Genomic DNA, 21,403 nt, shown 5'->3' with positions numbered 1-21,403 from the left:
TCGATTGCCGATCCCGCGCAGGTTGCGCCCTGGTGCCCTAGCGGCCGACGCGCATTGGCCAGCCTATGACCTTCTTCGCCCGAGGGGTGGCATAGGTGCGCACCTTGGACGTACTCAGGCCCAGGCGCACCAACGACTCGGCGATGGTCACCGCCGCGCTGACCCCATCGACCACCGGTACCCCGGTGCGTTGGCGGATCTGCTCGTCCAGCCCGGCCATGCCTCCGCATCCCAGGCAGATGACCTCGGCCTTGTCATCACGTACGGCCCGTTCGGCTTGTTCGACGATGGCCTCGACAGCGCGCTGCGGATCGGCTTCGAGTTCCAGCACCGCCAGGCCGCTGGCGCGTACCGATGCGCAGCGGTCGTACAGCCCGGAAAGCCTGAGGCGGTCCTCGATCAAGGGGACGGTACGGTCCAGCGTGGTGACCACCGAGTAAGCGTGGCCCAGGTACATGGCGGTGCTGGCGGCGGCATCGGTGATGTCCACCACCGGCACGTTCAGCAGCTCCTGCAGGCCTTCACGGCCGTGCTCGCCATAACCGGCCTGGATCACTGCATCATAGGGGCCCTCATAGGCCAGTACCCGATCCATCACGGCAATGGCGGCCAGGTAACTCTCGAAATTGCCCTCCACCGATTCTGCGCCGAACCACGGCGTAAGGCCGATGACTTCTGTGCCCGGCGCCGCCACGGCGCGGGCCTGCTCGGCGATGGCCTCGGTGATGGCTTCGGTGGTGTTGACGTTGGCAATCAGGATTCGCATGGGCAGTCCTCCTTGTTCAGTGGCTGCTGTGGTCGACGGCGATGCATTCGCCGCTGACGTCGTGGTAATGACGGTTGCGCGGCGCGATCAACAGGTACAGGGCGGCGGCGATGCCAGCCCCGATCAGCCACGAGAAGGGCGCGACGCTGTGGAAGTTGGGTACCAGGGCCAGCACGATGGCCAACAGGGCCGCCGGCACGAACGCCGCGACCGCGCGCAGGTTGATGCCCTTGGTGTAGTGATACGCGCCGGCGGGGTCTTCGCTGTAGAGCTGCGGGACGTTGATGCAGCCTTTGCGCAGCAGCCAGTAGTCGGACATGATCACCCCGTACAGCGGGCCCAGCAATGCACCCAGGCCGGACAGGAAGTAGACGATCACCAAGGGGCTGTTGTACAGGTTCCACGGCAGGATGAGCACCGCCAGCGTGGCGCTGATCAGCCCCGCGCGACGGAAATTGAGGTGACGCGGTGCCAGGTTGCTGAGCACGAAGGCCGGTGCCACGAAGTTGGCCATGATATTGACCGCCACCGTGACGATGAGGAACGACAGGCAGCCCAGCACCAGGAAGGTGGTGTTTGGAATGGCTGCGACGATCTGCGTTGGGCTGTCGATCATCTGGCCGTTGATCTTGAACTGAGCGCCGCACAGCACGACGGTGATCACGGCAAACACCAGGATGTTCACCGGCAGGCCCCAGAAATTGCCAACGCGAATGGTCTTGCGGCACGGCGAGGAACGGGCGAAATCACAGAAATTGAGCACCAGCGTGCCATAGATGGCCAGCCACAAGGCACCGCCGGCAAAGATGTTGCGCCACATCTCGTAACCGCTCAGGGGTTCTGCCACCGACCAGGCGATGCGTGTGTCGGCCTTGAAGTACATGAACACCGCCAGCGCTGCAACCGTTACCAGAATGACAGGGCCTGCGAAAGCTTCGTAGCGACGGACCATCTCCATGCCGTAGGCGAGAATCACCAACTGCACCAGCCAGATGGCCACGAAACAGGCCCAGCCCAGGCTGGACAGGCCAAGGATGCTGTCGTGGTCGTAGGCTGCCATCTGCGGCCAGACGGCGCTGAGCAGCACGCGCAGGACCACCGAGGCCAGGTAGGTCTGGATACCGAACCAGGCGATGGCGATGACTGCGCGGATCAGCGCCGGGATCTGCGCGCCGTGGATGCCGAAGGCGATGCGGCTGATGACCGGGAAGGGGACGCCGGTCTTCTGCCCCATGTAGCCCGACAGGTTCATGAAGAAGTACACCAGGGCGGCACCAATGGCCAGCGACAGCAATATCTGCCAGCCGCCCAGGCCCAGGGCGAACAGGCCCATGGCGAATGAATAGTTGGCGATGTTGTGCACATCGTTGGTCCACAGGGCGAAGATGCTGTAACGGCCCCAGCGGCGCCCGGCGATGCGGGTGGGGGCCAGGTCCCGGTTGTGCAGGCGGGGGCTCAGTGCCATGTCCGGCACCGTGTCGGCCGGGGTTGGTTGGGTCTGGGTGCTGGCAACGGATAGTTCAGGGGCAAGGTTGAGGCTGCTACTCATTCCGGCGGGCTCCTGATGCACGTTGACTGCGATGAGCGGGCAGCGCACGGGCTCGCCATCTCGTCGGTGCAGCGTTGGCATCTCGGGGTTCTGGGCGCGGCGGCCGACGGTCAATCGGCGTCGCGGGTTCTTGTGTATTTATGTTCGGTGAAACTTGTATACAAAACACAAGCACAGGGAAGCCAGTTCCATGCCAGCTTCAGCAGGCGATCGCCACAGTGACCACTCAGGAAGCGTGCAGATTTCAGTAACAAGCTGAAAAATCAGCGTTTTAAGCTGACCATTGAGTCAATAATTGTTTGAATTCATGGGCTTAGTTGATCAGATGGTCAGCATTAAGTGAGCGCTTCATGTAACACATCGGGGCATGGGCGGTGCAAGTGCACACAAAAATGGCACTTAAGGTGACATTAGTGTGTACAAAAAATAGACAATTCAAGGTGGCGCACCTGGGCGGCCTTGCCATGTAAAATACGCCTCCGCTTACCGATGTGACCTGACATGACCTCTCCGATTGCCGCCCTCGAGCAGCATCTGCTTGCCGCCCTGAACCCCGCCCCTGCAGAAACCCGTCGCCTTTTCCACGGCCGAGGACGTTGCTGGCCCGGCCTTGAGCAGATCACGGTGGACTGGCTTCAGGGCGTGTTGTCGGTCGCCTTGTTCCGTGAGCCCCCCGAGGGGCAATTGGCAGAGCTTGAGGCGATGCTGTTGCGGCTGTCGCACCTTGAGCAGTGGACGGGCCAGGCGATCCTGCTGCAACACCGTTACCTGCCCGACAGCCCCGGTCAGTGGCTGGTGGGCGAGCCGTGTCAGCAACGTGAGGTGATCGAGGACGGGCTGACCTACCTGCTGGACCTGGGAGTACGTCAGAACAATGGCCTGTTCCTGGACATGCGTCATGGTCGCCAGTGGGTGCGCGCCCAGGCCAAGGGGCAGCGCGTGCTGAACCTGTTTGCCTACACCTGCGGTTTTTCGGTGGCGGCGATTGCAGGTGGGGCCGAGCAGGTGGTGAACCTGGACATGGCGAAATCGGCACTGTCCCGAGGGCGCGACAACCATCGCCTCAACCAGCATGACCCGTCCCGTGTGGCCTACCTGGGTCATGAGCTGTTCAAGTCATGGGGCAAGGTGCGCAAATACGGGCCTTACGATCTGATCATCATCGATCCGCCCACCTTCCAGCGCGGTAGCTTCGTGTTGACCCAGGACTACGCGAAGATCCTGCGCCGCTTGCCTGAGCTGTTGAATGAAGGTGGGACGGTTCTGGCCTGCGTGAATGACCCCGGCATAGGGCCTGAGTTCTTGATCGAGGGCATGGCCGAGCACGCGCCCGGCCTCGCCTTCGTGGAACGGCTGCAGAACCCGCCGGAGTTCCCGGATGTGGATCCGGCTGGGGGGTTGAAGGCGTTGGTGTTTCGGTTAGGTTGATCGGGGCAGGCCGTCATTCAGGGGACCACAGCCGCGTCCGGCTTTCATGGGTGTTGCGAAGCTCAAGCCCCGGACCGCTGTACTGCCGGCCTAGCCCCATCAGCTTCACTGACCGGTATAGATCTGGTCGAACACGCCCCCATCGTTGAAATGCGTTTTCTGCACGGTACGCCAGTCACCAAAGGTCTTCTCGACCGAGAGGAATTCGACCTTGGGGAAACGGTCGGTGTACTTGGCCAACACGGTCGCATCGCGTGGACGCAAGTAGTTCTGGGCGGCGAGTTCCTGGGCGGCCGGTGACCACAGGTACTTCAAGTATTCCTCGGCCACGGCTTGGGTGCCTTTACGGGCCACCACTTTATCGACCACGCTCACCGGCGGCTCGGCTTCGGCTGAAACGCTTGGATAGACCACCTCGAACTGATCGCGACCGAATTCGCGCGCAATCATTTCCGCTTCGTTCTCGAACGTCACCAGCACATCGCCAATCTGGTTGGTCATGAACGTGGTAGTGGCGGCGCGACCACCGGTGTCCAGCACTGGCGCCTGCTTGAACAGCTTGCCGACGAACGCACGCGCCTTGGTCTCGTCACCGCCTTGCTTGAGCACATAGCCCCACGCCGACAGGTAGGTGTAGCGGCCGTTACCCGAGGTCTTGGGGTTGGGTACGATGACCTGTACGCCGTCCTTGAGCAGATCCGGCCAGTCCTTCAATGCCTTGGGGTTGCCCTTGCGCACGATGAACACCGTGGCAGAGGTGAACGGCGCACTGTTGTTCGGCAGGCGCGTGACCCAGTTGTCAGGGATCAATTTGCCGTTGTCGACCAAGGCATTGATGTCGGTGGCCATGTTCATGGTGATCACGTCGGCCGGCAGGCCATCGATCACCGCGCGCGCCTGTTTGCTGGAGCCACCGAAGGACATCTGCACAGTGACCTTCTCGTTATGCTCGGCCTCCCAGTGCTTCTGGAAGGCCGGGTTGTAGTCCTTGTAGAAATCACGCATCACGTCGTAGGAAACGTTCAGCAGGGTCGGGGCAGCGTGGGCCAGGGTGCCGAAGGCCAGGCTGGCAGCGGCCAGCGAGACGGTGAAAAACTTTTTCACGACGCATTCCTTATAGGTATGAATGTTGGGGCAATGTGCCAGCGACTATAGCGTCTTGTTCTTCAGGTATTAAAGAATCAATGCGTCTTTGCTTATACGTGCTGGCCGATGGGCGGTGTTGGCAGTTGTCCACGGGCTTTGCCCACTCAATGACTCCCTCACCCTCCAAGGTGCGGGAGCCCTCCGGATCTCGTCATGAGCGCCTCGCTCAACCGGATTTGGGGAACAACGCATTTCCACACCGGGCACAAAACGCCGCTCCACTTTCATGGGATTTCTTGCTGCAGGTCGGGCAGGGGTGTTGCAGTTGCTCGCCACGCATGGCATTAGCGAGCTCGGCGGTAAAGATCCCGGTTGGCACCGCGATGATCGAGTAGCCGATGATCATCACCAGCGAAGACAGCACCTGGCCCAAAGGTGTTCGGGGCACGATGTCGCCGAACCCGACCGTGGTCAGCGTGACGATGGCCCAGTAGATCCCCTTGGGAATGCTCGTGAAGCCATGCTCCGGGCCCTCGATCACGTACATGAGGGTGCCGAATACGGTGACCAGCGTCGATACGCTGACCAGGAACACGATGATCTTCTGCTTGCTGCCGCGCAGGGCATCGAGCAGGTAATTGGCCTGCTTGAGGTACGGGCTGAGCTTGAGTACACGGAAGATCCGCAACATGCGGATGACCCTCACGATCAGCAGGTACTGCGCGTCACTGTAGTACAGCGCGATGATGCCCGGCACGATCGCCAGCAAGTCGACCAGGCCGTAGAAGCTGAAGGCGTAGCGCAGGGGCCGGGGCGAGCAGTACAGCCGCGTGATGTATTCGCACAGGAAGATGGCGGTGAAGCCCCACTCGATCGCGGCCAGCAGGCCTCCGTAGCCGCGATGCACCTCATCGATGCTGTCCAGGATGACCGTGACCAGGCTCGCCAGGATGATCAGCAACAGGGTTTTGTCGAAGCGTCTTCCGGCCACGGTGTCGCTCTGGAAGACGATCACGTAAAGCCGCTCGCGCAGGCTTGCAGGTTTGTTCATTGGCTCTGTCCATCGTGAAGTCGGCTGAGCCTATGGGGTGCCTTTCAGCTATGCAAGCGCCCCGGTGTCTGGCGTTTGCCAAGCTTCAGGTGACTGCCCAAGTGGATGAGCCAGCAGGCGGCGACGAAAGGCGCCGTGAGCGCCGGGAACGGCAGCCTGCTCAACAGCGGGTGTAACGCCAGTGCCAGGCCGATGGCCAACAACGTGACCCAGGGTTTTTCCCCCTGACGGCTGAAGGCTAGGGCTGCCAGGGCCGCGTTGAAACCATAAAGCCCCATCCATGCCGACGGCGTATCACCCACGAGCAGTGCCAGGCCTGCACCTGCGGCAGAGCCTATGACCGCCCAGAAGCAGGCATACGGGTTGGCGATCAATAGGCCGACGATGATCAGCAGCCCAGCCAGGGGTTGATCGAGCAGGAAGATCTGCCCGACCCCTCTTGCCAGGGCACTCGCCAGGTCGGCCTCGACCACCGCGGGTACGGTGACCGTCTGTACGAACAGCAACGTGCCCCAGCCCAGGAGCACGAACGGCGCCGTGTAGGCAGTCAGCAGCTTGCCGCCGCGTTTGCGCCACTGGTGGGTGATGATGCTGGACAGCCCGCCGGCAGCGAGGATCAGCGGCGGCAGAATGGCGGACCAGGGCAGCACGGCGCTGATCAGCAGGCCTATGAGTACGCTGTTGTAGCAGTACAGCCCGGCCTGGCGGTCAGCACGGTCGTAGCCGCGACGCTGCGCGGTGAGCAGGCCGGCCAAGGCGCCGAGCAGGGCGCCACCGACCAGGTTGGGCGCGGTCAGCAGGATGGCCAGCAGGCAGCACAGGCCGCACAGGGGGTTGCGCAGCAGTAGCACCTGGCTGAAACCGTTGAGTATCGCCGTCGCCCAGTCGGGGCAAGGGTTTACGAAATTTTTGGTGTACATGGGGCAGTCAGTGAGGTGGATGGGAGGGCGGTGGGCCTCTTTGGGCCTCGATTTACCGCAGGTCCGGTACATCGGTGTTCGGGGAGGGCTGCGCCCTCCATTCGCGGGTCAAGCCCGCTCCTACAAGCTCTGCGCTGTGCCATGGAGCGGCGCGCCTCCTGTGGGAGCGGGCTTGACCCGCGACGGGGGCGCATAGCGCCCCCGGGAATCTCAGTTCAACGTCTCGATCCGCAGCGTGTTGGTCGACCCTGGCTTGCCGAAAGGCACACCGGCAGTGATCAGAAGCGTGTCGCCACGGCTGGCCATGCCTTGGGCCTGGGCAATTTCCAGCGCAGTGGAAACCACTTCGTCTACCTGGCGTAGGCGGTCATTCACTACCGAATGCACGCCCCAGGCCACGCTCAGGCGGCGAGCGGTGTTCGGGTTCGGCGTCAGGTTGAGGATCGGTGCCCGTGGCCGCTCGCGCGAAGCACGCAAGGTCGAGGCGCCTGACTCGCTGTAGTTGACCAGCACCGCCACCGGCAGGATGCCGCTGATGCGGCGGATGGCGCAGCTGATGGCGTCCGATACGGTGGCCTCTGCCTTCGGCCGGCCGACGTCGAGCTGGGCCTGGTAGTCCGGGCCGTTCTCCACCTGGCGGATGATCTTGCTCATCATCTGCACGGCTTCGAGCGGGTAATCGCCCGAGGCCGTCTCCGCCGACAACATCACAGCGTCCGCGCCTTCCGCCACGGCATTGGCCACGTCGGTGACTTCGGCACGAGTCGGAGCAGGGGAGAAGCGCATGGATTCGAGCATCTGCGTGGCCACTACCACGGGCTTGCCCAGCTGCCGGCAGGTGCCGATGATGCGCTTCTGGATCTGCGGCACGCTCTCGGCAGGCACTTCCACACCCAGGTCGCCCCGGGCCACCATGATCGCGTCGGCCTGCTCGGCGATCGCTTGCAGCTGCTCCACCGCCGACGGTTTCTCGATCTTGGCCATCAAGTAGGCGCGGTCGCCGATCAGCTGGCGTGCCTCGGCAATGTCCTCGGGGCGTTGCACGAACGACAGCGCCACCCAGTCCACGCCAAGCTCCAGGCCGAACGCCAGGTCGCGGCGGTCCTTCTCGGTCAGGGGCGACAAGTCCAGAACCGCCTGAGGCACATTCACCCCCTTGCGGTCGGACAGCTCCCCACCTGCCAGCACCTCGGTGACGATGGCGTCACGGTGTTTGGCCGTCACGCGCAGCCGCAACTTGCCGTCGTCCAGCAGCAGGTCCATGCCAGGTTCCAGCGCAGCGATGATCTCCGGGTGAGGCAGGTTGACCCTGCTGCTGTCGCCTGGCGTCTTGTCCAGGTCCAGGCGCAAGGCTTGACCACGTTGCAGGTGCACCTTGCCTTCGGCAAAACGACCCACCCGCAGTTTTGGCCCTTGAAGGTCCATGAGGATGCCCAATGGGTAGTTGAGCTGCTGCTCCACCTCGCGGATCCATTGATAGCGCAGCGCATGGTCGGCGTGCTCGCCATGGCTGAAGTTCAGGCGAAAGATATTCACGCCTGCTTCCACCAGTTGCCGTACAGCGTCGATGCCACCGGTAGCCGGGCCCAGGGTGGCGAGGATTTTCACTTTCTTGTCAGGCGTCATGAGGGGTCGGTCTCGAGAATCAGGATGGCGCGAAAGTCGTTGACGTTGGTGCGCGTGGGTTCAGTGACGATCAGCGCATCGAGCGCGGCGAAGTAGCCGTAGCCGTTGTTGTCGTCCAGCTCGTCGCTGGCAGAAAGGCCCAGGGCTTGGGCGCGTGCGTAGCTGCTGGGGGTCATCACAGCGCCGGCGTTTTCTTCCGAGCCGTCGATGCCGTCGGTATCGCCTGCCAGTGCGTAGACGCCCGGCAGGCCCTTGAGGCTTTCGGTGAGGCTAAGCAGAAATTCCGCGTTGCGCCCGCCGCGCCCATTACCGCGCACGGTGACCGTGGTCTCACCGCCGGACAGAATCACGCAGGGGGCCTTGAGCGGCTGGCCATGCTGGACGATTTGCCGGGCAATGCCTGCGTGCACCTTGGCCACTTCCCGTGACTCACCCTCCAGGTCGCCCAATATCAACGGACTGAAGCCTGCCTGGCGCGCCTTGACTGCCGCAGCTTCCAGCGATTGCTGAGGCTTGGCGATCAGCTGGAAATGGCTGCGGGCCAGGGCTGGGTCGCCCGCCTTGAGGGTTTCGGAGGCCGGGTCGTTGAGCCAGTCGATGACGGCCTGTGGGGCATCGATGGCGTAGCGTTTGAGGATCGCCAGTGCCTGGGCCGAGGTGCTCGGATCGGCCACGGTGGGGCCAGATGCGATGACCGTGGCCAGGTCGCCCGGCACGTCCGAGATCGCATAGGTGTAGACCGTGGCCGGCCAGCAGGCCTTGGCCAGGCGCCCACCCTTGATCGCCGAGAGGTGCTTGCGCACGCAGTTCATCTCGCCGATGGTGGCGCCGGATTTGAGCAGGGCCTTGTTGATGTGCTGCTTGTCCGCCAGGGTCAGGTCGGCGGCGGGCAGCGCCAGCAAGGCAGAGCCACCGCCGGACAGCAGGAATATCACCCGATCCTGCTCGCTGAGGTTGCCGACCAGCTCCAGCACGCGCCTGGCAACCGCCAGGCCGGCTGCATCCGGCACCGGGTGGGCGGCTTCGACCACTTCGATGTGTTGGCAGTTGGCACCGTGGCCGTAGCGGGTCACGACCAGGCCGCTGACCTCGCCTTGCCAGTGCTTTTCGACCACCTCAGCCATGGCGGCGGCGGCCTTGCCTGCGCCGATGACGATCACCCGGCCACTGCGGTCAGCGGGCAGGTAGGGTTCGAGCACGTGGCTGGGGTGGGCAGCGGCAATGGCTGTGTCGAATAGCTCACGCAGCAGTTTCTGTGGATCGACCGACATGGCAGGCTCCCTTTATTGTTGTTCTGCACAATCGAGAACGCCCCTGGAACAGCCTCCGTGCAGGCCGAACCAGGGGCGGTGTTGCTCGGGGTCACCCCTGGCTGTGTTCAGTCAAGAGGCGTAACAGGCGTGCCGGTTTACCGGCAGCAGGGCTGCAAGGCAGGACCGGCGCTCGGATCAGCGGTCGTCGCGGATCGAGAAGTTGGCCATGTGCTCCAGGCCCTTGATCAGCGCCGAGTGGTCCCAGTTGCTGCCGCCCAGGGCCGCGCAGGTGTTGAACACCTGCTGCGCGTTGGACGTGTTGGGCAAGTTGATGCCCAGCTCACGGGCACCCTGCAGGGCCAGGTTGAGGTCCTTCTGGTGCAGGCTGATGCGAAAACCTGGGTCGAAGGTGCCTTTGATCATGCGCTCGGCGTGCACTTCCAGAATTTTCGACGAGGCGAAACCGCCCATCAGTGCTTCGCGCACCTTGGCCGGGTCTGCGCCGTTCTTGGCGGCAAACAGCAGCGCCTCGCTGACGGCCTGGATGTTCAGGGCGACGATGATCTGGTTGGCCACTTTCGCCGTCTGACCGTCACCATTACCGCCTACCAGGGTGATGTTCTTGCCCATGCTCTGGAACAGTGGCAGGGCGCGCTCGAAGGCGTTCGGGCAGCCGCCGACCATGATGCTCAGGGTCGCGGCCTTGGCACCCACTTCACCTCCGGATACCGGAGCGTCCAGGTAGGTAGCGCCGGTGGCGTTGATCTTCTGCGCAAAGGCTTTGGTGGCGGTCGGGGAAATCGAACTCATGTCGATCACCACCTTGTTCGGTCCCACGCCCTGGGCGACACCGTTTTCCCCGAACAGCACACTGTCGACTTGTGGGGTGTCCGGGACCATGACGATGATGAACTCGGCTTCCTGGGCTACTTCCTTGGGGTTGGCCAGGGCCACGGCGCCGTCGGCGATCAGGTCGGCTGGAGCCGCATCGTGGTGGGTGGAGACGAACAGGCTGTGCCCTGCTTTTTGCAGGTTCTGGGCCATGGGCTTGCCCATGATGCCGGTGCCGATGAAACCGATTTTAGCCATGAGAAATTACCTCTTTTATCGTTGTTCGCGTTCCCGGTGGGGCTCAGATCGCGTTGTGTGATTTCAGCCAGCCGAGGCCTGCTTCGGTGGTGGTCAGTGGCTTGTACTCAGCCCCCACCCAGCCCTGGTAGCCGATGCGGTCCAGGTGCTCGAACAGGAAGCGGTAGTTGATCTCGCCCGTGCCCGGTTCATGGCGGCCAGGGTTGTCGGCCAGCTGCACGTGGTTGATCAGCGTGAGGTTGGCTTCCAGCGTGCGCGCCAGGTCACCTTCCATGATCTGCATGTGGTAGATGTCGTACTGCAGGAACAGGTTGTCGCTGCCCACCTCGGCCTGGATGGCCAGCGCCTGCTCGGTGGTGGTGAGGTAGAAGCCTGGGATGTCGCGGGTATTGATCATTTCTATGACCAGACGAATACCGGCGGCCTGCAGCTTGTCGGCGGCATAGCGCAGGTTTTCCACGAAGGTCTTGCGCACGGTGGCGCAGTCCGGGCCGTCTGGACGAATCCCAGCCAGGGCGTTGACCTGGGTGTTGCCCAGTACCTTGGCGTACTCGATGGCCTTGTCGACACCTGCACGGAATTCTTCGACGCGGTCGGGGTGGCAGGTGATGCCACGCTCACCCTTGGACCAGTCACCTGCGGGAAGATTGAACAGCACCTGGGTCAGGCCATGGGCCTTGAGCTGCGCCTGGATTTCGTCAGCGCTGAAATCGTAGGGGAACAGGTATTCGACACCACTGAAACCGGCGTCGGCGGCGGCCTTGAAGCGGGCCAGGAAGTCCTGCTCGGTGAACAGCATGGACAGGTTGGCAGCGAAGCGAGGCATGGTTGTCTCCTTGCGTTGAGAGCCCCGGACCAGCCGGGGCGTCAGGCGATCAGTCCAGCAGCGAGATGGCGGTCGGCGCGTCGTTGCCGACCAGGGCGAGGTCTTCGAATTCGTTGACCGCGTTGATCTCGGTGCCCATGGAAATGTTGGTGACGCGTTCAAGAATGATCTCGACCACGACCGGCACGCGGAACTGCTCGGCCATTTGCCGTGCCTTGAGCAGGGCAGGGGCGATGTCGGCCGGCTCGAATACCCGCAGGGCCTTGCAGCCCAAGCCTTCGACCACGGCTACGTGATCGACGCCATAGCTGGCAGCGTCGGTGGCGTTGATGTTCTCGAATGCCAGTTGTACACAGTAGTCCATGTCGAAACCACGCTGAGCCTGGCGAATCAGCCCCAGATAGGCGTTGTTCACCAGCACGTGGACGTAGGGCAGGTTGAACTGCGCCCCGACGGCCAGCTCCTCGATCATGAACTGGAAGTCGTAGTCGCCAGACAAGGCCACGACCTGGCGCTTGGGGTCGGCCTTGACCACGCCCAGTGCTGCAGGAATGGTCCAGCCGAGCGGGCCGGCCTGGCCGCAGTTGATCCAGTGCCGTGGCTTGTACACGTGCAGGAACTGCGCACCGGCGATCTGCGACAGCCCGATGGTGCTGACATAGCAGGTGTCCTTGCCGAACACCTGGTTCATCTCCTGGTACACACGCTGAGGCTTGACCGGTACGTTGTCGAAATGGGTCTTGCGCTGCAGGCTGGCCTTGCGCTGCTGGCAGTCTTCAAGCCAGGCCTGCCGGCACTTGAGTTTCCCGGCGGCTTGCCATTCCCTGGCGACTTCCAGGAACACATCCAGGGCTTTGCCGGCATCGGACACGATGCCCAGGTCCGGGGTGAACACGCGGCCAATCTGGGTCGGCTCGATGTCCACATGCACGAATTTGCGGCCTTCGGTGTACACGTCTACGGAACCTGTGTGGCGGTTGGCCCAGCGGTTGCCGATGCCCAGCACCAGGTCGGACTTGAGCAGGGTGGCGTTGCCATAGCGATGAGAGGTTTGCAGGCCGACCATCCCGACCATCAGCGGGTGGTCATCGGGGATGGTGCCCCAACCCATTAGGGTCGGGATCACCGGCACACCGGTCAGTTCGGCGAATTCGACCAGTTTGTCGCTGGCGTCGGCGTTGATGATGCCGCCGCCTGCAACGAGCAAGGGCCGCTCGGCTTCGTTGAGCATGGCCAGGGCTTTTTCGGCCTGGACGCGCGTGGCCGACGGCTTGTGCACGGGCAATGGCTCGTAGGCATCAATGTCGAATTCGATTTCAGCCATCTGCACGTCGAATGGCAGGTCGATCAGTACCGGGCCGGGGCGGCCGCTGCGCATCTCGAAGAACGCTTTCTGGAACGCGTACGGCACCTGGCCAGGCTCCAGCACGGTGGTTGCCCACTTGGTGACGGGCTTGACGATGCTGGTGATGTCCACGGCCTGGAAGTCTTCCTTGTGCAGGCGGGCGCGCGGCGCCTGGCCAGTGATGCACAGGATCGGGATGGAGTCGGCGCTGGCGCTGTAAAGGCCGGTGACCATGTCCGTGCCAGCTGGGCCGGAGGTGCCAATGCAAACGCCGATGTTGCCCGGGTTGGCACGGGTATAGCCCTCTGCCATGTGCGAGGCGCCTTCGACGTGGCGAGCGAGGACGTGATCGATGCCACCCACTTTCTTCAGGGCCGAGTACAACGGGTTGATGGCAGCCCCTGGGATGCCGAACGCAGTCACGACGCCTTCACGGCGCATGACCAGTACGGCTGCATCGATTGCTCTCATTTTGCTCATGATTTGTGCCTCATCGATTTTGTAATTGTATACAACCTGTGTTGCGATTCAGTGTATTCACGGTCAGGTGATCAGGTCAATGGGTTTTGATCGGGTAAGTCGATGCGGCCGTGAAATGGGGTGATTGCGCTATCGAATACGATTGGATCTAAATATTGTATACAAAAATATTTTCGGTTGTGTTCTATTGCTGTATCGGTTTTCAACTGCCCTCAGGGCTTCTCACAATAAAAAGAGGACCTTCCCATGAATGCTTTGAACCTGAACCTGGCGCTGAGCCTGGTAAACGCCGCATTGGCTGCTGGGCGGACCATCCAGGCGGCGCCGCTGACGGTGGCGGTGCTCGATGCCGGTGGGCACTTGCTTGCCTTGCAGCGTGAAGACGGCGCGAGCCTTATCCGACCCGAGGTCGCAACGGGCAAGGCCTGGGGGGCGATAGCGCTGGGCAAGGGCTCGCGTCTGCTGGCGCTGGATGCGCAGCAACGGCCGGCTTTCTTCGCCGCGCTCAACGGATTGGGCGAACGTCCGGTCGTGCCGGCGCCAGGCGGCGTGCTGGTGCGTGATCAGGATGGGCGGGTGCTAGGTGCGGTGGGGATCAGCGGGGATACATCGGATATCGACGAGCAGTGCGCGATCAGTGCCATCGAGGCGCTGGGGCTGCGCGCCGATGCGGGCGCGGTGGCCTGACCCGCATCAACTGTCTTTGCTCAATGCCCCAACCTGCGGCGCAGGTGGGCACATTCAGGGCGAACGGCAAGGTGGTGCTGCTCAGGCCGGCTCGGGTTCGCAGCCTTTGAGCACCATGCGGATGATGGTTTCGGCCGCAGCGTCGTAGTCGCTGTCGGCCAGCTTGGCCTTGCCGGTCACCGCCGAGATCTGCCAGTCGAAATCGGCGTATGTCTGGGTCGCCGCCCAGATGCTGAACATCAGGTGATGCGCATCGACGTGGGCAATCTGGCCGCGGTCTATCCACTGCTGGATGCACTCGATGTTGTGCCGCGCCTGTTCGTTGAGTTGTTCAACCTGGCTGGGCGACAAGTGCGGTGCGCCGTGCATGATTTCGCTGGCAAATACTTTCGAAGCATGGGGCAGATCGCGGGAGATCCGGATCTTGGAGCGAATGTACGCGCTCAGTACTTCGCGAGGATCGCCATCGGCGTTGAATGGGGTGGAGGCCTGCATGATCGGCGCGATGATGCTTTCCAGCACCTCGCGGTACAGGTTGTCCTTGGATTTGAAGTAGTAGTAGACGTTGGGCTTGGGCAGGCCGGCCTTGGCGGCGATATCGCTGGTTTTGGTGGCTGCGAAGCCCTTGTCGGCGAATTCCTCGCTGGCCGCGCGCAGGATCAATTCCTTGTTGCGCTCGCGAATGGTGCTCATGGTCAGGGATCTTCCTCGTGTCAGGCCACCTCTAGGAGGCAGCCGGCATGGTAGCACCGTGCCCAATGGCGGCTCAAGGCAGCGGCTTTGGGCAGGGCCTTTGCATCCAGTCGCGCGCATAGGCGCTAGCGCAGCAGGTTGGTCTTCGCCAGGTCCAGCACCTCGTCGCCCCGCCCGCTCATCACGGCCTTGAGCATGTACAGGCTAAAGCCCTTGGCCTGCTCCAGCTTGATCGCTGGCGGCATGACCAGTTCTTGGGTGGCGGTGACCACGTCGACCAGTACGGGGCCGTCGTGGGCCAGCGCACGGCGCAGGGCCTGCTCCAGGTCTTCGGAGCGCTCGACGCGAATCCCCAGGATGCCCATGGCATTGGACATGGCGGCAAAATCGGGGTTGTGCAGGTCGGTGCCGGTATCGAGGTAGCCGGCAGCCTTCATTTCCATGGCGACGAAGCCCAGTGACGCGTTATTGAACACCACCACCTTCACGGGCAGTTTGAGCTGCGCGAGCGAGATGAAGTCCCCCATCAGCATGCTGAACCCACCATCGCCACTCATCGAGATCACCTGGCGCCCCGGGAAGGCCGCCTGTGCGCCCATGGCCTGGGGCATGGCGTTGGCCATCGAGCCGTGGTTGAACGAGCCGACCAGGCGACGCTGGCCATTCATCTTCAGGTAACGCGCCGCCCAGACCGTGGGCGAACCGACGTCGGCGGTGAAGATCGCGTCTTCGGTGGCCAGTTCGCTGAGCAGGCGTGTGACATATTGCGGATGGATCGGCCGGTCACCCTTGGAGGGTACCGCCAGATCGTCCAGCCCCTGGCGCGCCTTGTCATAGGCTTTGAGTGCATCATCCAGGAAGCGCCGATCAGTCTTGCGCGTCAGGCGTGGCAGCAGGGCGGTGAGGGTTTCGCCGACATCGGCAGCGATACCCAGCGATAACGTGGCGCGTCGCCCCAGCGCTTGCGGGTCACGGTCGACCTGCACGATCTTGGCGTCGCTCGGGAAAAACTGCCGGTAGGGAAAGTCGGTGCCCAGCATCACCAGCGTGTCGCAGCCGAGCATGGCGTGGTAACCGGAACTGAAGCCGATCAAGCCCGTCATGCCGACGTCGAAGGGGTTGTCCCATTCCACATGCTCCTTGCCGCGCAGCGCATGGACCACTGGTGCGCCGAGTGCATCGGCCAGGGCCACGACCTGGTCGTGCGCACCTGCGCAGCCGCTGCCGCACAGCAGGGTCACCTTGTGGCTGTCTTGCAACAATTCGGTCAGGCGCTGCAGATCGACGTCCGTGGGCAAAATGCGTGGCTGCTGCAGGGTAGGCCAGGCCGCCGGTTTCTGCTCGACCTCCAGCAGCGAGACGTCACCGGGGATCACCACCACCGCCACACCGCGATTGAGGATGGCCGAACGCATGGCCCGGTGCAGCACCTGCGGCATTTGCGCAGGGTTGCTGACCAGTTCGATGAAATGGCTGCATTCCTTGAACAGTTCCTGCGGGTGGGTTTCCTGGAAGTAGTTCAGGCCAATCTCCGAGGAGGGGATCTGCGCGGCGATGGCCAGCACGGGCACCCGGTTGCGGTGGCAGTCGAACAGGCCATTGATCAAATGCAGGTTGCCCGGCCCGCAACTACCAGCGCACACCGTCAGCTCACCGGTTACCGCCGCCTCGGCACCGGCGGCAAAGGCCGCAACTTCCTCATGGCGCACGTGCATCCACTCGATGCTGTCCATGCTACGCAGGGCGTCGGTCAGGCCATTGAGGCTGTCGCCGGTCAGGCCCCAGATCCGCTTGATACCGGCTTGTTCGAGTGTCGAGGCCAACTGCTGGGCCATGTTGAGCTTTGCCATGGGTACTCCTGGTGCGAATGGAAGAATGTGATCGATGGGATAGAGACAGGCGCTTGGTCACGGCTGTTCGTTTGCGTCCATGAACGAATCGTCATGCGCGCTGCCCCGTGCCTGACGCTGCCCTGAAACCCATGTGTGCGTCCTGGGTCATCTGCTGCCGGCAGGCCACGGCACGCGCGCGCCCGGCAGAACTGTTCCGCCACCGGCCGGTCTGTATGCCATCGTGATTGCCCTGGGAGCACGCCTGGCTATTCAGGCGCTTCAGGATGATGAAATCGCACGCGTCTACTAAGGATGAATGGAATGGCTGGCAGCAGTTTTTTTGCGTTGTTGGATGACATCGCGGCCCTGTTGGATGACATCTCGTTGATGACCAAGGTCGCGGCCAAGAAGTCGGCCAGCGTACTGAGCGATGACTTGGCCGTTAACGCCGAGCAAGTAACAGGCATGAAGGCCGATCGCGAACTGCCGGTGGTATGGGCCGTATTCAAAGGCTCTCTGAAGAACAAGGCCATCCTGGTGCCGTGCGCCCTGATCCTCAGTGCGGTGCTGCCGGCGGCGGTCAAATGGCTGCTCATGGCCGGCGGCCTGTACCTGTGCTACGAGGGCTTCGAGGCGATCAAGGACAAGTTTTCCCGCAGCGAGCATGGCGCGAAGGGGCAAGGGAAAAAGGCGCTTCCCAAGACCCCCGAGGAACTGGCCGCGTATGAAAAACGCAAGGTCAAAGGGGCGATCAAGACCGACTTCATCCTGAGCGCGGAAATCATCGTCATTACCCTCAACGTGGTGGCTGAGGCCCCGCTGTACCAGCAGATTCTGACCTTGGTCTTGATCGCCTTGGTGATGACGATTGGCGTGTACGGGCTGGTCGCTGGCATTGTGCGGCTGGACGACGCAGGGTTCGCCCTGGCGAAATCCAAAGCCCAGGGTATGTGGGGTCGCGCGGTCAGAAAGCTGGGTGAAGTGCTGGTGTCGGCCGCGCCTTTCCTGATGAAGGCGCTGTCCTGGATCGGCACGGTCGCGATGTTTCTGGTCGGCGGTACATTCATTGCTGAAGGCATTGCGCCACTTGAGCACGTCATCGAAGGCTGGGTCGCGCACAGCGGAGGCTGGGAAGCAGTGGCCAAGCTCGTCGTGTTCGGAGTTGTCGGGGCTGTCGCTGGCGGCCTGACGGCGCTGGTGGTCGGCGGATTCTCTTGGGTTCGCGCACGCGCTACCGGCTAAGTGACAACGCTTGGGCAAAGGGGCCGCCAAGCGGCCCCGTCATTATGCCGTGATCAGAACAGCACCTTGACCAGGAAGCTCATGGTGTTCTGGTCAGTGGTGAAGGCGCCGGAATCCTTGATGCCGTACTTGTTCTTCCAGTAGTCGTATTCCACACCCACGTACAGCTGCTTCTCGCCCAGGTGCATGGCTTTGCCCAGGTCATACTTGATCTGCGGGTTGAAGTGCAGGTTGGCGTGGTAGGTGCCACGGCGGTTTTCATCGTTGTCCACCACCCAGTCCATGAAGCCATCGATCAACACGTCGGAGGCGCCGACCGGAATGGTGTAGGCCCACACCGGGGTGATCTGCCAGACATTGTCGCCAGGGCGGCTGCCGTCGGTGGTGCGCTGGTAGAAGTTCAGCTGGAAGTAGTCGAAGCCTGGGATGTCCAGGTCGAAGCCGGGGCCGATCAGGTAGGCTTCCGTGTCGCCCTCGCCAAACTCGTAGGTCATGGCCAGCAGCACGTCCTTGACCGGACCGAAGGACAGCTTCTGATCGAAGATCTTGTTGAACGACAGCCGCGGGCTGATCTCGCCGTAGTAGGTGTTGGGGCCGTTGCCCGCGTCCTTCTGGCCTTGGTAGAAGATCTTGTCGACGAACAGGAAGTTATCGCCGTACTTCCAGCCGTCGGCGTGCTCGAAGGTCAGGGTCTGTTGGGTCGACGGATTGACCTTGAAGTTCTTGCCCCACAGGTAGGTCAAGCTGTTGCTCTGCCACTGCAGCAGGTCGCCGGCTAAGGTGGTGCCACAGGCCAGCAGGCCGCCGGCGAGGATCAGGCTGTTGATGGTACGCATTGCGGATGTCGCTCCCTTGGTTGATCTGTTGTCAGCGCTCGGTGTTGGCGCTTTTTCTGTCTTTGTAGTCAGCTTTTTTCGATGGGCCACAGCTGTCTGGCAAGGGTTGAGCCAACTTCTTCCCGGTTGGCGAAACCGTCCTGCTCGACGTCGTTCTGAACGGATGAAAAGGGTCTTTCAGGCTGGCAACACGTTGGCCAACCGCCCGAATTCATTGACTGAGCGGTCAGTAAACGCAGGCAGAATCCGTCCTGCCCTGATCGAGGGGGCGCGCAGATTACTGGCTTGCGCGCCTGGCCTCAAGTGCTCCGTCATGGAGCACGGTGGAGCAAACCTGTGCATGTGGTCAGGTTGTCAGAAGTGTACCTTGATCAAGGCACTGGCCACGCTCTGATTGCTGTCCAGGGCGCCCCGGCTGTCGATGCCGTATTTGTCTTTCCAGTAGCTGTACTCCAAGCCCACGTACAGCTGCTTGTCGCCCAGGCTCAGCGCCTTGCCCAGGTCGTATTTCACCTGCGGGTTGAAGTGCAGGTTGGCGTGATAGGTGCCCCGTCGGTTCTGGTCGTTGTCGGTCACCCAGTCCATGTAGCCGTCTATCAGAATGTCGGATTTGCCCAGTGGCACGGTGTAGGACCAGGCGGGCGTGATTTGCCATACGTTGTCGCCGGGGCGGCTGCCCTCGGTATTGCGCACGTAGAAATTGAGCACGAAGTAATTGAAACCTGGCACGTCCAGGTCGAAGCCTGGGCCGATCAGGTAGGCTTCATTGTCACCTTCGCCACGCTCGTAGGTCATGGCCAGCAGCACGTCCTTGACCGGACCGAAGGCGAGCTTGCGGTCGAGGATCTTGCCCAGCGAGAAGCGAGGGCTGAACTCGCCGTAGTAGGTGGTCACCCCTTTGCCGGGGTCGGCCTTGCCGTTGTAGAAAATCTTGTCGACGAACAGGAACGTGTCGCCGTATTTCCACTTGTTGGCGTGCTCGAAGGTAAGCGTCTGCTGGATGCCAGGGTTGATCTTGAAATCCTTGCCGTACAGGTAGGTCAGGCTCTCGCCGTGCCATTGCAGCCATTGGCCGGCCTGGCTCGGTACGCTGGCAAGCAGGCTGGTGCCCAGCAACAAGGCGGTGGGGATGTGGTTCATGTGACAGCTCCCGGATGTTGTTCTTGTGGGTTGTCAGGCGCGTGCGCGCCCCGGGCGGCCCACGCGCAGTGGGCCGACGGCACAGCAGTGATTCAGGCGTGAAGCATGGGCGGCCAGGGCGCCGCCCGTTGGCTCAGTGGGGGTGGCAGGGCGCGTTGTGCGCTGCGCGGTCCGCGCCGCCGAGGATGTTGAACAGCACGTTGAGCACCAGCGCACTGACCGTGGCCATGGCGATGCCGCTGTGGGTGATGGGCTCCATCCACTGGGGCATCTGGGCGAAGAACTCCGGCCGTACCACCGGGATCAGACCGAAACCGACGCTGACCGCAACCAGCAACTGATTACGCCGATCGCCGATGTCCGCTTCCTGGAGGATCTTGATGCCCGTGGCAGTGACCATGCCGAACATGGCAATGGACGCGCCGCCCAGCACCGCTGGCGGGATCGAGGCGATCAGGTAGGCCGCCTTGGGCAGCAAGCTGAGCACCACCAGCAAGCCGCCGGCCACCACCGTGACGAAACGGCAGCGTACGCCGGTCATCTGCACCAGGCCGATGTTCTGGGCGAACGAGGAATGGGTGAAGGTGTTGAAAAAGCCTGCGATGAAAGAGGCGCCTGCGTCGCACAGCAGCCCCCGGCGCAGCATGCCTGGGGTGACTTCACGGTCGGTGACCTTGCCCAGGGCCAGGAACATGCCGGTGGACTCGACGAAGATGATCACCACCACCAGGCACATCGACAGGATCGGGGCCAGGCTGAAGGTGGGCATGCCAAAGTGCAGCGGCGTGACCACCTGCAGCCAGGGGGTGGCCCCCAGGCCCGAGAGGTCGACCATGCCGATCGACCCCGCCAGCAGGTAACCCAGGCCCATCCCCACCAGCACCGACACGTTGACCCAGAAGCCCCGCATGAAACGATTGATCAGCAGAATCACTGCCAGCACCAGGCCGGCGACCAGCAGATAGATCGGTGAGCCGAAGGTGGTCGCTTGCTGGCCGCCTCCGGCCCAGTTCACCGCTACGGGGAACAGCGACAGGCCAATGGACGTGATCACCGTGCCGGTCACCAGCGGCGGGAAGAACCTCACCACCTTGGACATGAAGGGCGCGACCAGCATGCCGAAGAAGCCTGCGGCAATGGTGGCCCCGAAGATGCCCTGCAGGCCCACGCCGGGCATGCCGGCCATGGCCACCATGCTACCGACGGCGGCAAAGCTGGCCCCCATCATCACGGGCATGCGAATACCCACAGGGCCGATGCCCAGCGACTGCACCAGGGTGGCGACGCCGGCGACCAGCAGGTCGGCGTTGATCAGAAAGGCAACTTCTTCACGGGACAGGCCTGCAGCCTGACCGATGATCAGCGGTACCGCGATGGCGCCGCCATACATCAGAAGCACATGTTGCAGGCCAACCAGAAAGAGCTGGAACAGGGGCAGGGGCTGTCGCGGCGGCGCTACCGGAATAGACGCCTTGGATGACTCGGACATGCAGCACCTCGAGTTTTGTTTTTATTCTCGGATCCAAGCGGCGGGCGAGCCCAGGCTTCAAATGG

18 protein-coding genes are annotated in these 21,403 nt (G+C 62.6%); 3 read left to right on the top strand and 15 right to left on the bottom strand.

Translation table 11 applies throughout. From position 1 onward, the window contains the following. Positions 1–37: 37 nt before the first annotated feature. On the bottom strand, positions 38–766 hold the full coding sequence (locus NMB38_RS14580) for an aspartate/glutamate racemase family protein (RefSeq protein WP_027915983.1): 729 nt from the start codon (positions 764–766) through the stop codon (positions 38–40). 16 nt (positions 767–782) lie between these two features. After that, positions 783–2,315 carry an NCS1 family nucleobase:cation symporter-1 gene (locus NMB38_RS14575; RefSeq protein ID WP_132578748.1) on the bottom strand — a complete coding sequence of 511 codons (1,533 nt, stop codon included), beginning with the start codon at positions 2,313–2,315 and terminating at the stop codon, positions 783–785. Positions 2,316–2,816: 501 nt separating this feature from the next. On the opposite strand from NMB38_RS14575, the gene NMB38_RS14570 reads away from it, so the two are divergent. After that, positions 2,817–3,743: a class I SAM-dependent methyltransferase gene (locus tag NMB38_RS14570; RefSeq protein ID WP_027915985.1), complete on the top strand. Its 927-nt coding sequence runs from the start codon at positions 2,817–2,819 to the stop codon at positions 3,741–3,743. A gap of 105 nt (positions 3,744–3,848) precedes the next feature. Here the strand turns inward: NMB38_RS14570 and NMB38_RS14565 are convergent, their stop codons facing one another. From NMB38_RS14565 to gcl, 8 genes are all read right to left on the bottom strand, one after another. Continuing rightward, positions 3,849–4,847 carry a sulfate ABC transporter substrate-binding protein gene (locus NMB38_RS14565; RefSeq protein WP_049695637.1) on the bottom strand — a complete coding sequence of 333 codons (999 nt, stop codon included), beginning with the start codon at positions 4,845–4,847 and terminating at the stop codon, positions 3,849–3,851. Between the two features lie 208 nt (positions 4,848–5,055). Continuing rightward, the gene (locus NMB38_RS14560) at positions 5,056–5,880 is read right to left on the bottom strand and encodes an ion transporter (RefSeq protein ID WP_028687973.1); all 825 of its coding nucleotides are present in this window, start codon (positions 5,878–5,880) and stop codon (positions 5,056–5,058) included. A 44-nt stretch (positions 5,881–5,924) separates the two neighbouring features. Then, complete coding sequence (locus tag NMB38_RS14555; protein ID WP_028687972.1) at positions 5,925–6,800, bottom strand: urea transporter; 876 nt, start codon at positions 6,798–6,800, stop codon at positions 5,925–5,927. Positions 6,801–7,010: 210 nt separating this feature from the next. Beyond that, positions 7,011–8,426: a pyruvate kinase gene (gene pyk, locus NMB38_RS14550; RefSeq protein WP_088523286.1), complete on the bottom strand. Its 1,416-nt coding sequence runs from the start codon at positions 8,424–8,426 to the stop codon at positions 7,011–7,013. After that, positions 8,423–9,697 carry a glycerate kinase type-2 family protein gene (locus NMB38_RS14545; RefSeq protein WP_023535914.1) on the bottom strand — a complete coding sequence of 425 codons (1,275 nt, stop codon included), beginning with the start codon at positions 9,695–9,697 and terminating at the stop codon, positions 8,423–8,425. The genes pyk and NMB38_RS14545 overlap by 4 nt, the downstream gene beginning before the upstream one ends. A 177-nt stretch (positions 9,698–9,874) precedes the next feature. Next, positions 9,875–10,768, bottom strand: a complete 894-nt coding sequence (locus tag NMB38_RS14540) for a 2-hydroxy-3-oxopropionate reductase (protein ID WP_027915990.1) — start codon at positions 10,766–10,768, stop codon at positions 9,875–9,877. A gap of 43 nt (positions 10,769–10,811) precedes the next feature. Next, positions 10,812–11,594, bottom strand: a complete 783-nt coding sequence (hyi, locus tag NMB38_RS14535) for a hydroxypyruvate isomerase (protein ID WP_027915991.1) — start codon at positions 11,592–11,594, stop codon at positions 10,812–10,814. A gap of 49 nt (positions 11,595–11,643) precedes the next feature. After that, positions 11,644–13,419 carry a glyoxylate carboligase gene (gcl, locus tag NMB38_RS14530; protein WP_027915992.1) on the bottom strand — a complete coding sequence of 592 codons (1,776 nt, stop codon included), beginning with the start codon at positions 13,417–13,419 and terminating at the stop codon, positions 11,644–11,646. Between the two features lie 246 nt (positions 13,420–13,665). Here gcl and NMB38_RS14525 point away from each other — a divergent pair, with 246 nt between their 5' ends. Continuing rightward, entirely contained in the window at positions 13,666–14,106 is a 441-nt protein-coding gene (locus tag NMB38_RS14525; RefSeq protein ID WP_023535891.1) for a GlcG/HbpS family heme-binding protein, read from the top strand. An 81-nt stretch (positions 14,107–14,187) separates the two neighbouring features. Here NMB38_RS14525 and NMB38_RS14520 read toward each other — a convergent pair whose 3' ends face one another. Together NMB38_RS14520 and poxB are read right to left on the bottom strand one after the other, a co-directional pair. Then, the gene (locus NMB38_RS14520; protein WP_027915993.1) at positions 14,188–14,799 is read right to left on the bottom strand and encodes a TetR/AcrR family transcriptional regulator; all 612 of its coding nucleotides are present in this window, start codon (positions 14,797–14,799) and stop codon (positions 14,188–14,190) included. A 125-nt stretch (positions 14,800–14,924) separates the two neighbouring features. Beyond that, positions 14,925–16,649 (bottom strand): ubiquinone-dependent pyruvate dehydrogenase, encoded by a 1,725-nt coding sequence (gene poxB / locus NMB38_RS14515; protein ID WP_033695150.1) that lies wholly within the window; start codon positions 16,647–16,649, stop codon positions 14,925–14,927. A gap of 303 nt (positions 16,650–16,952) precedes the next feature. Here poxB and NMB38_RS14510 point away from each other — a divergent pair, with 303 nt between their 5' ends. Next, on the top strand, positions 16,953–17,873 hold the full coding sequence (locus NMB38_RS14510) for a DUF808 domain-containing protein (RefSeq protein ID WP_140174143.1): 921 nt from the start codon (positions 16,953–16,955) through the stop codon (positions 17,871–17,873). A 53-nt stretch (positions 17,874–17,926) separates the two neighbouring features. Here the strand turns inward: NMB38_RS14510 and NMB38_RS14505 are convergent, their stop codons facing one another. The 3 genes from NMB38_RS14505 to NMB38_RS14495 form a co-directional block, all read right to left on the bottom strand. Beyond that, positions 17,927–18,709, bottom strand: a complete 783-nt coding sequence (locus NMB38_RS14505) for an outer membrane protein OmpK (RefSeq protein ID WP_140174144.1) — start codon at positions 18,707–18,709, stop codon at positions 17,927–17,929. A 354-nt stretch (positions 18,710–19,063) separates the two neighbouring features. Beyond that, the gene (locus NMB38_RS14500) at positions 19,064–19,849 is read right to left on the bottom strand and encodes an outer membrane protein OmpK (protein WP_049695642.1); all 786 of its coding nucleotides are present in this window, start codon (positions 19,847–19,849) and stop codon (positions 19,064–19,066) included. Positions 19,850–19,982: 133 nt separating this feature from the next. Further along, positions 19,983–21,338 (bottom strand): nucleobase:cation symporter-2 family protein, encoded by a 1,356-nt coding sequence (locus NMB38_RS14495; protein ID WP_023535929.1) that lies wholly within the window; start codon positions 21,336–21,338, stop codon positions 19,983–19,985. Between the last annotated feature and the right edge of the window lie 65 nt (positions 21,339–21,403).

Source organism: Pseudomonas sp. FBCC-B35, assembly GCF_059133755.1.
The sequence above is the reverse complement of the archived record's forward strand: the minus strand, read 5'-3'. Positions and strand labels throughout refer to the sequence as shown.

Coding starts and splice junctions, on each gene's coding strand:
- NMB38_RS14580 (WP_027915983.1), bottom strand. CDS start 766: ATGCGAATCCTGATTGCCAACGTCAACACCACCGAAGCCATCACCGAG.
- NMB38_RS14575 (WP_132578748.1), bottom strand. CDS start 2,315: ATGAGTAGCAGCCTCAACCTTGCCCCTGAACTATCCGTTGCCAGCACC.
- NMB38_RS14570 (WP_027915985.1), top strand. CDS start 2,817: ATGACCTCTCCGATTGCCGCCCTCGAGCAGCATCTGCTTGCCGCCCTG.
- NMB38_RS14560 (WP_028687973.1), bottom strand. CDS start 5,880: ATGAACAAACCTGCAAGCCTGCGCGAGCGGCTTTACGTGATCGTCTTC.
- NMB38_RS14555 (WP_028687972.1), bottom strand. CDS start 6,800: ATGTACACCAAAAATTTCGTAAACCCTTGCCCCGACTGGGCGACGGCG.
- pyk (WP_088523286.1), bottom strand. CDS start 8,426: ATGACGCCTGACAAGAAAGTGAAAATCCTCGCCACCCTGGGCCCGGCT.
- NMB38_RS14545 (WP_023535914.1), bottom strand. CDS start 9,697: ATGTCGGTCGATCCACAGAAACTGCTGCGTGAGCTATTCGACACAGCC.
- NMB38_RS14540 (WP_027915990.1), bottom strand. CDS start 10,768: ATGGCTAAAATCGGTTTCATCGGCACCGGCATCATGGGCAAGCCCATG.
- hyi (WP_027915991.1), bottom strand. CDS start 11,594: ATGCCTCGCTTCGCTGCCAACCTGTCCATGCTGTTCACCGAGCAGGAC.
- gcl (WP_027915992.1), bottom strand. CDS start 13,419: ATGAGCAAAATGAGAGCAATCGATGCAGCCGTACTGGTCATGCGCCGT.
- NMB38_RS14525 (WP_023535891.1), top strand. CDS start 13,666: ATGAATGCTTTGAACCTGAACCTGGCGCTGAGCCTGGTAAACGCCGCA.
- NMB38_RS14520 (WP_027915993.1), bottom strand. CDS start 14,799: ATGAGCACCATTCGCGAGCGCAACAAGGAATTGATCCTGCGCGCGGCC.
- poxB (WP_033695150.1), bottom strand. CDS start 16,649: ATGGCAAAGCTCAACATGGCCCAGCAGTTGGCCTCGACACTCGAACAA.
- NMB38_RS14510 (WP_140174143.1), top strand. CDS start 16,953: ATGGCTGGCAGCAGTTTTTTTGCGTTGTTGGATGACATCGCGGCCCTG.
- NMB38_RS14505 (WP_140174144.1), bottom strand. CDS start 18,709: ATGCGTACCATCAACAGCCTGATCCTCGCCGGCGGCCTGCTGGCCTGT.
- NMB38_RS14500 (WP_049695642.1), bottom strand. CDS start 19,849: ATGAACCACATCCCCACCGCCTTGTTGCTGGGCACCAGCCTGCTTGCC.
- NMB38_RS14495 (WP_023535929.1), bottom strand. CDS start 21,338: ATGTCCGAGTCATCCAAGGCGTCTATTCCGGTAGCGCCGCCGCGACAG.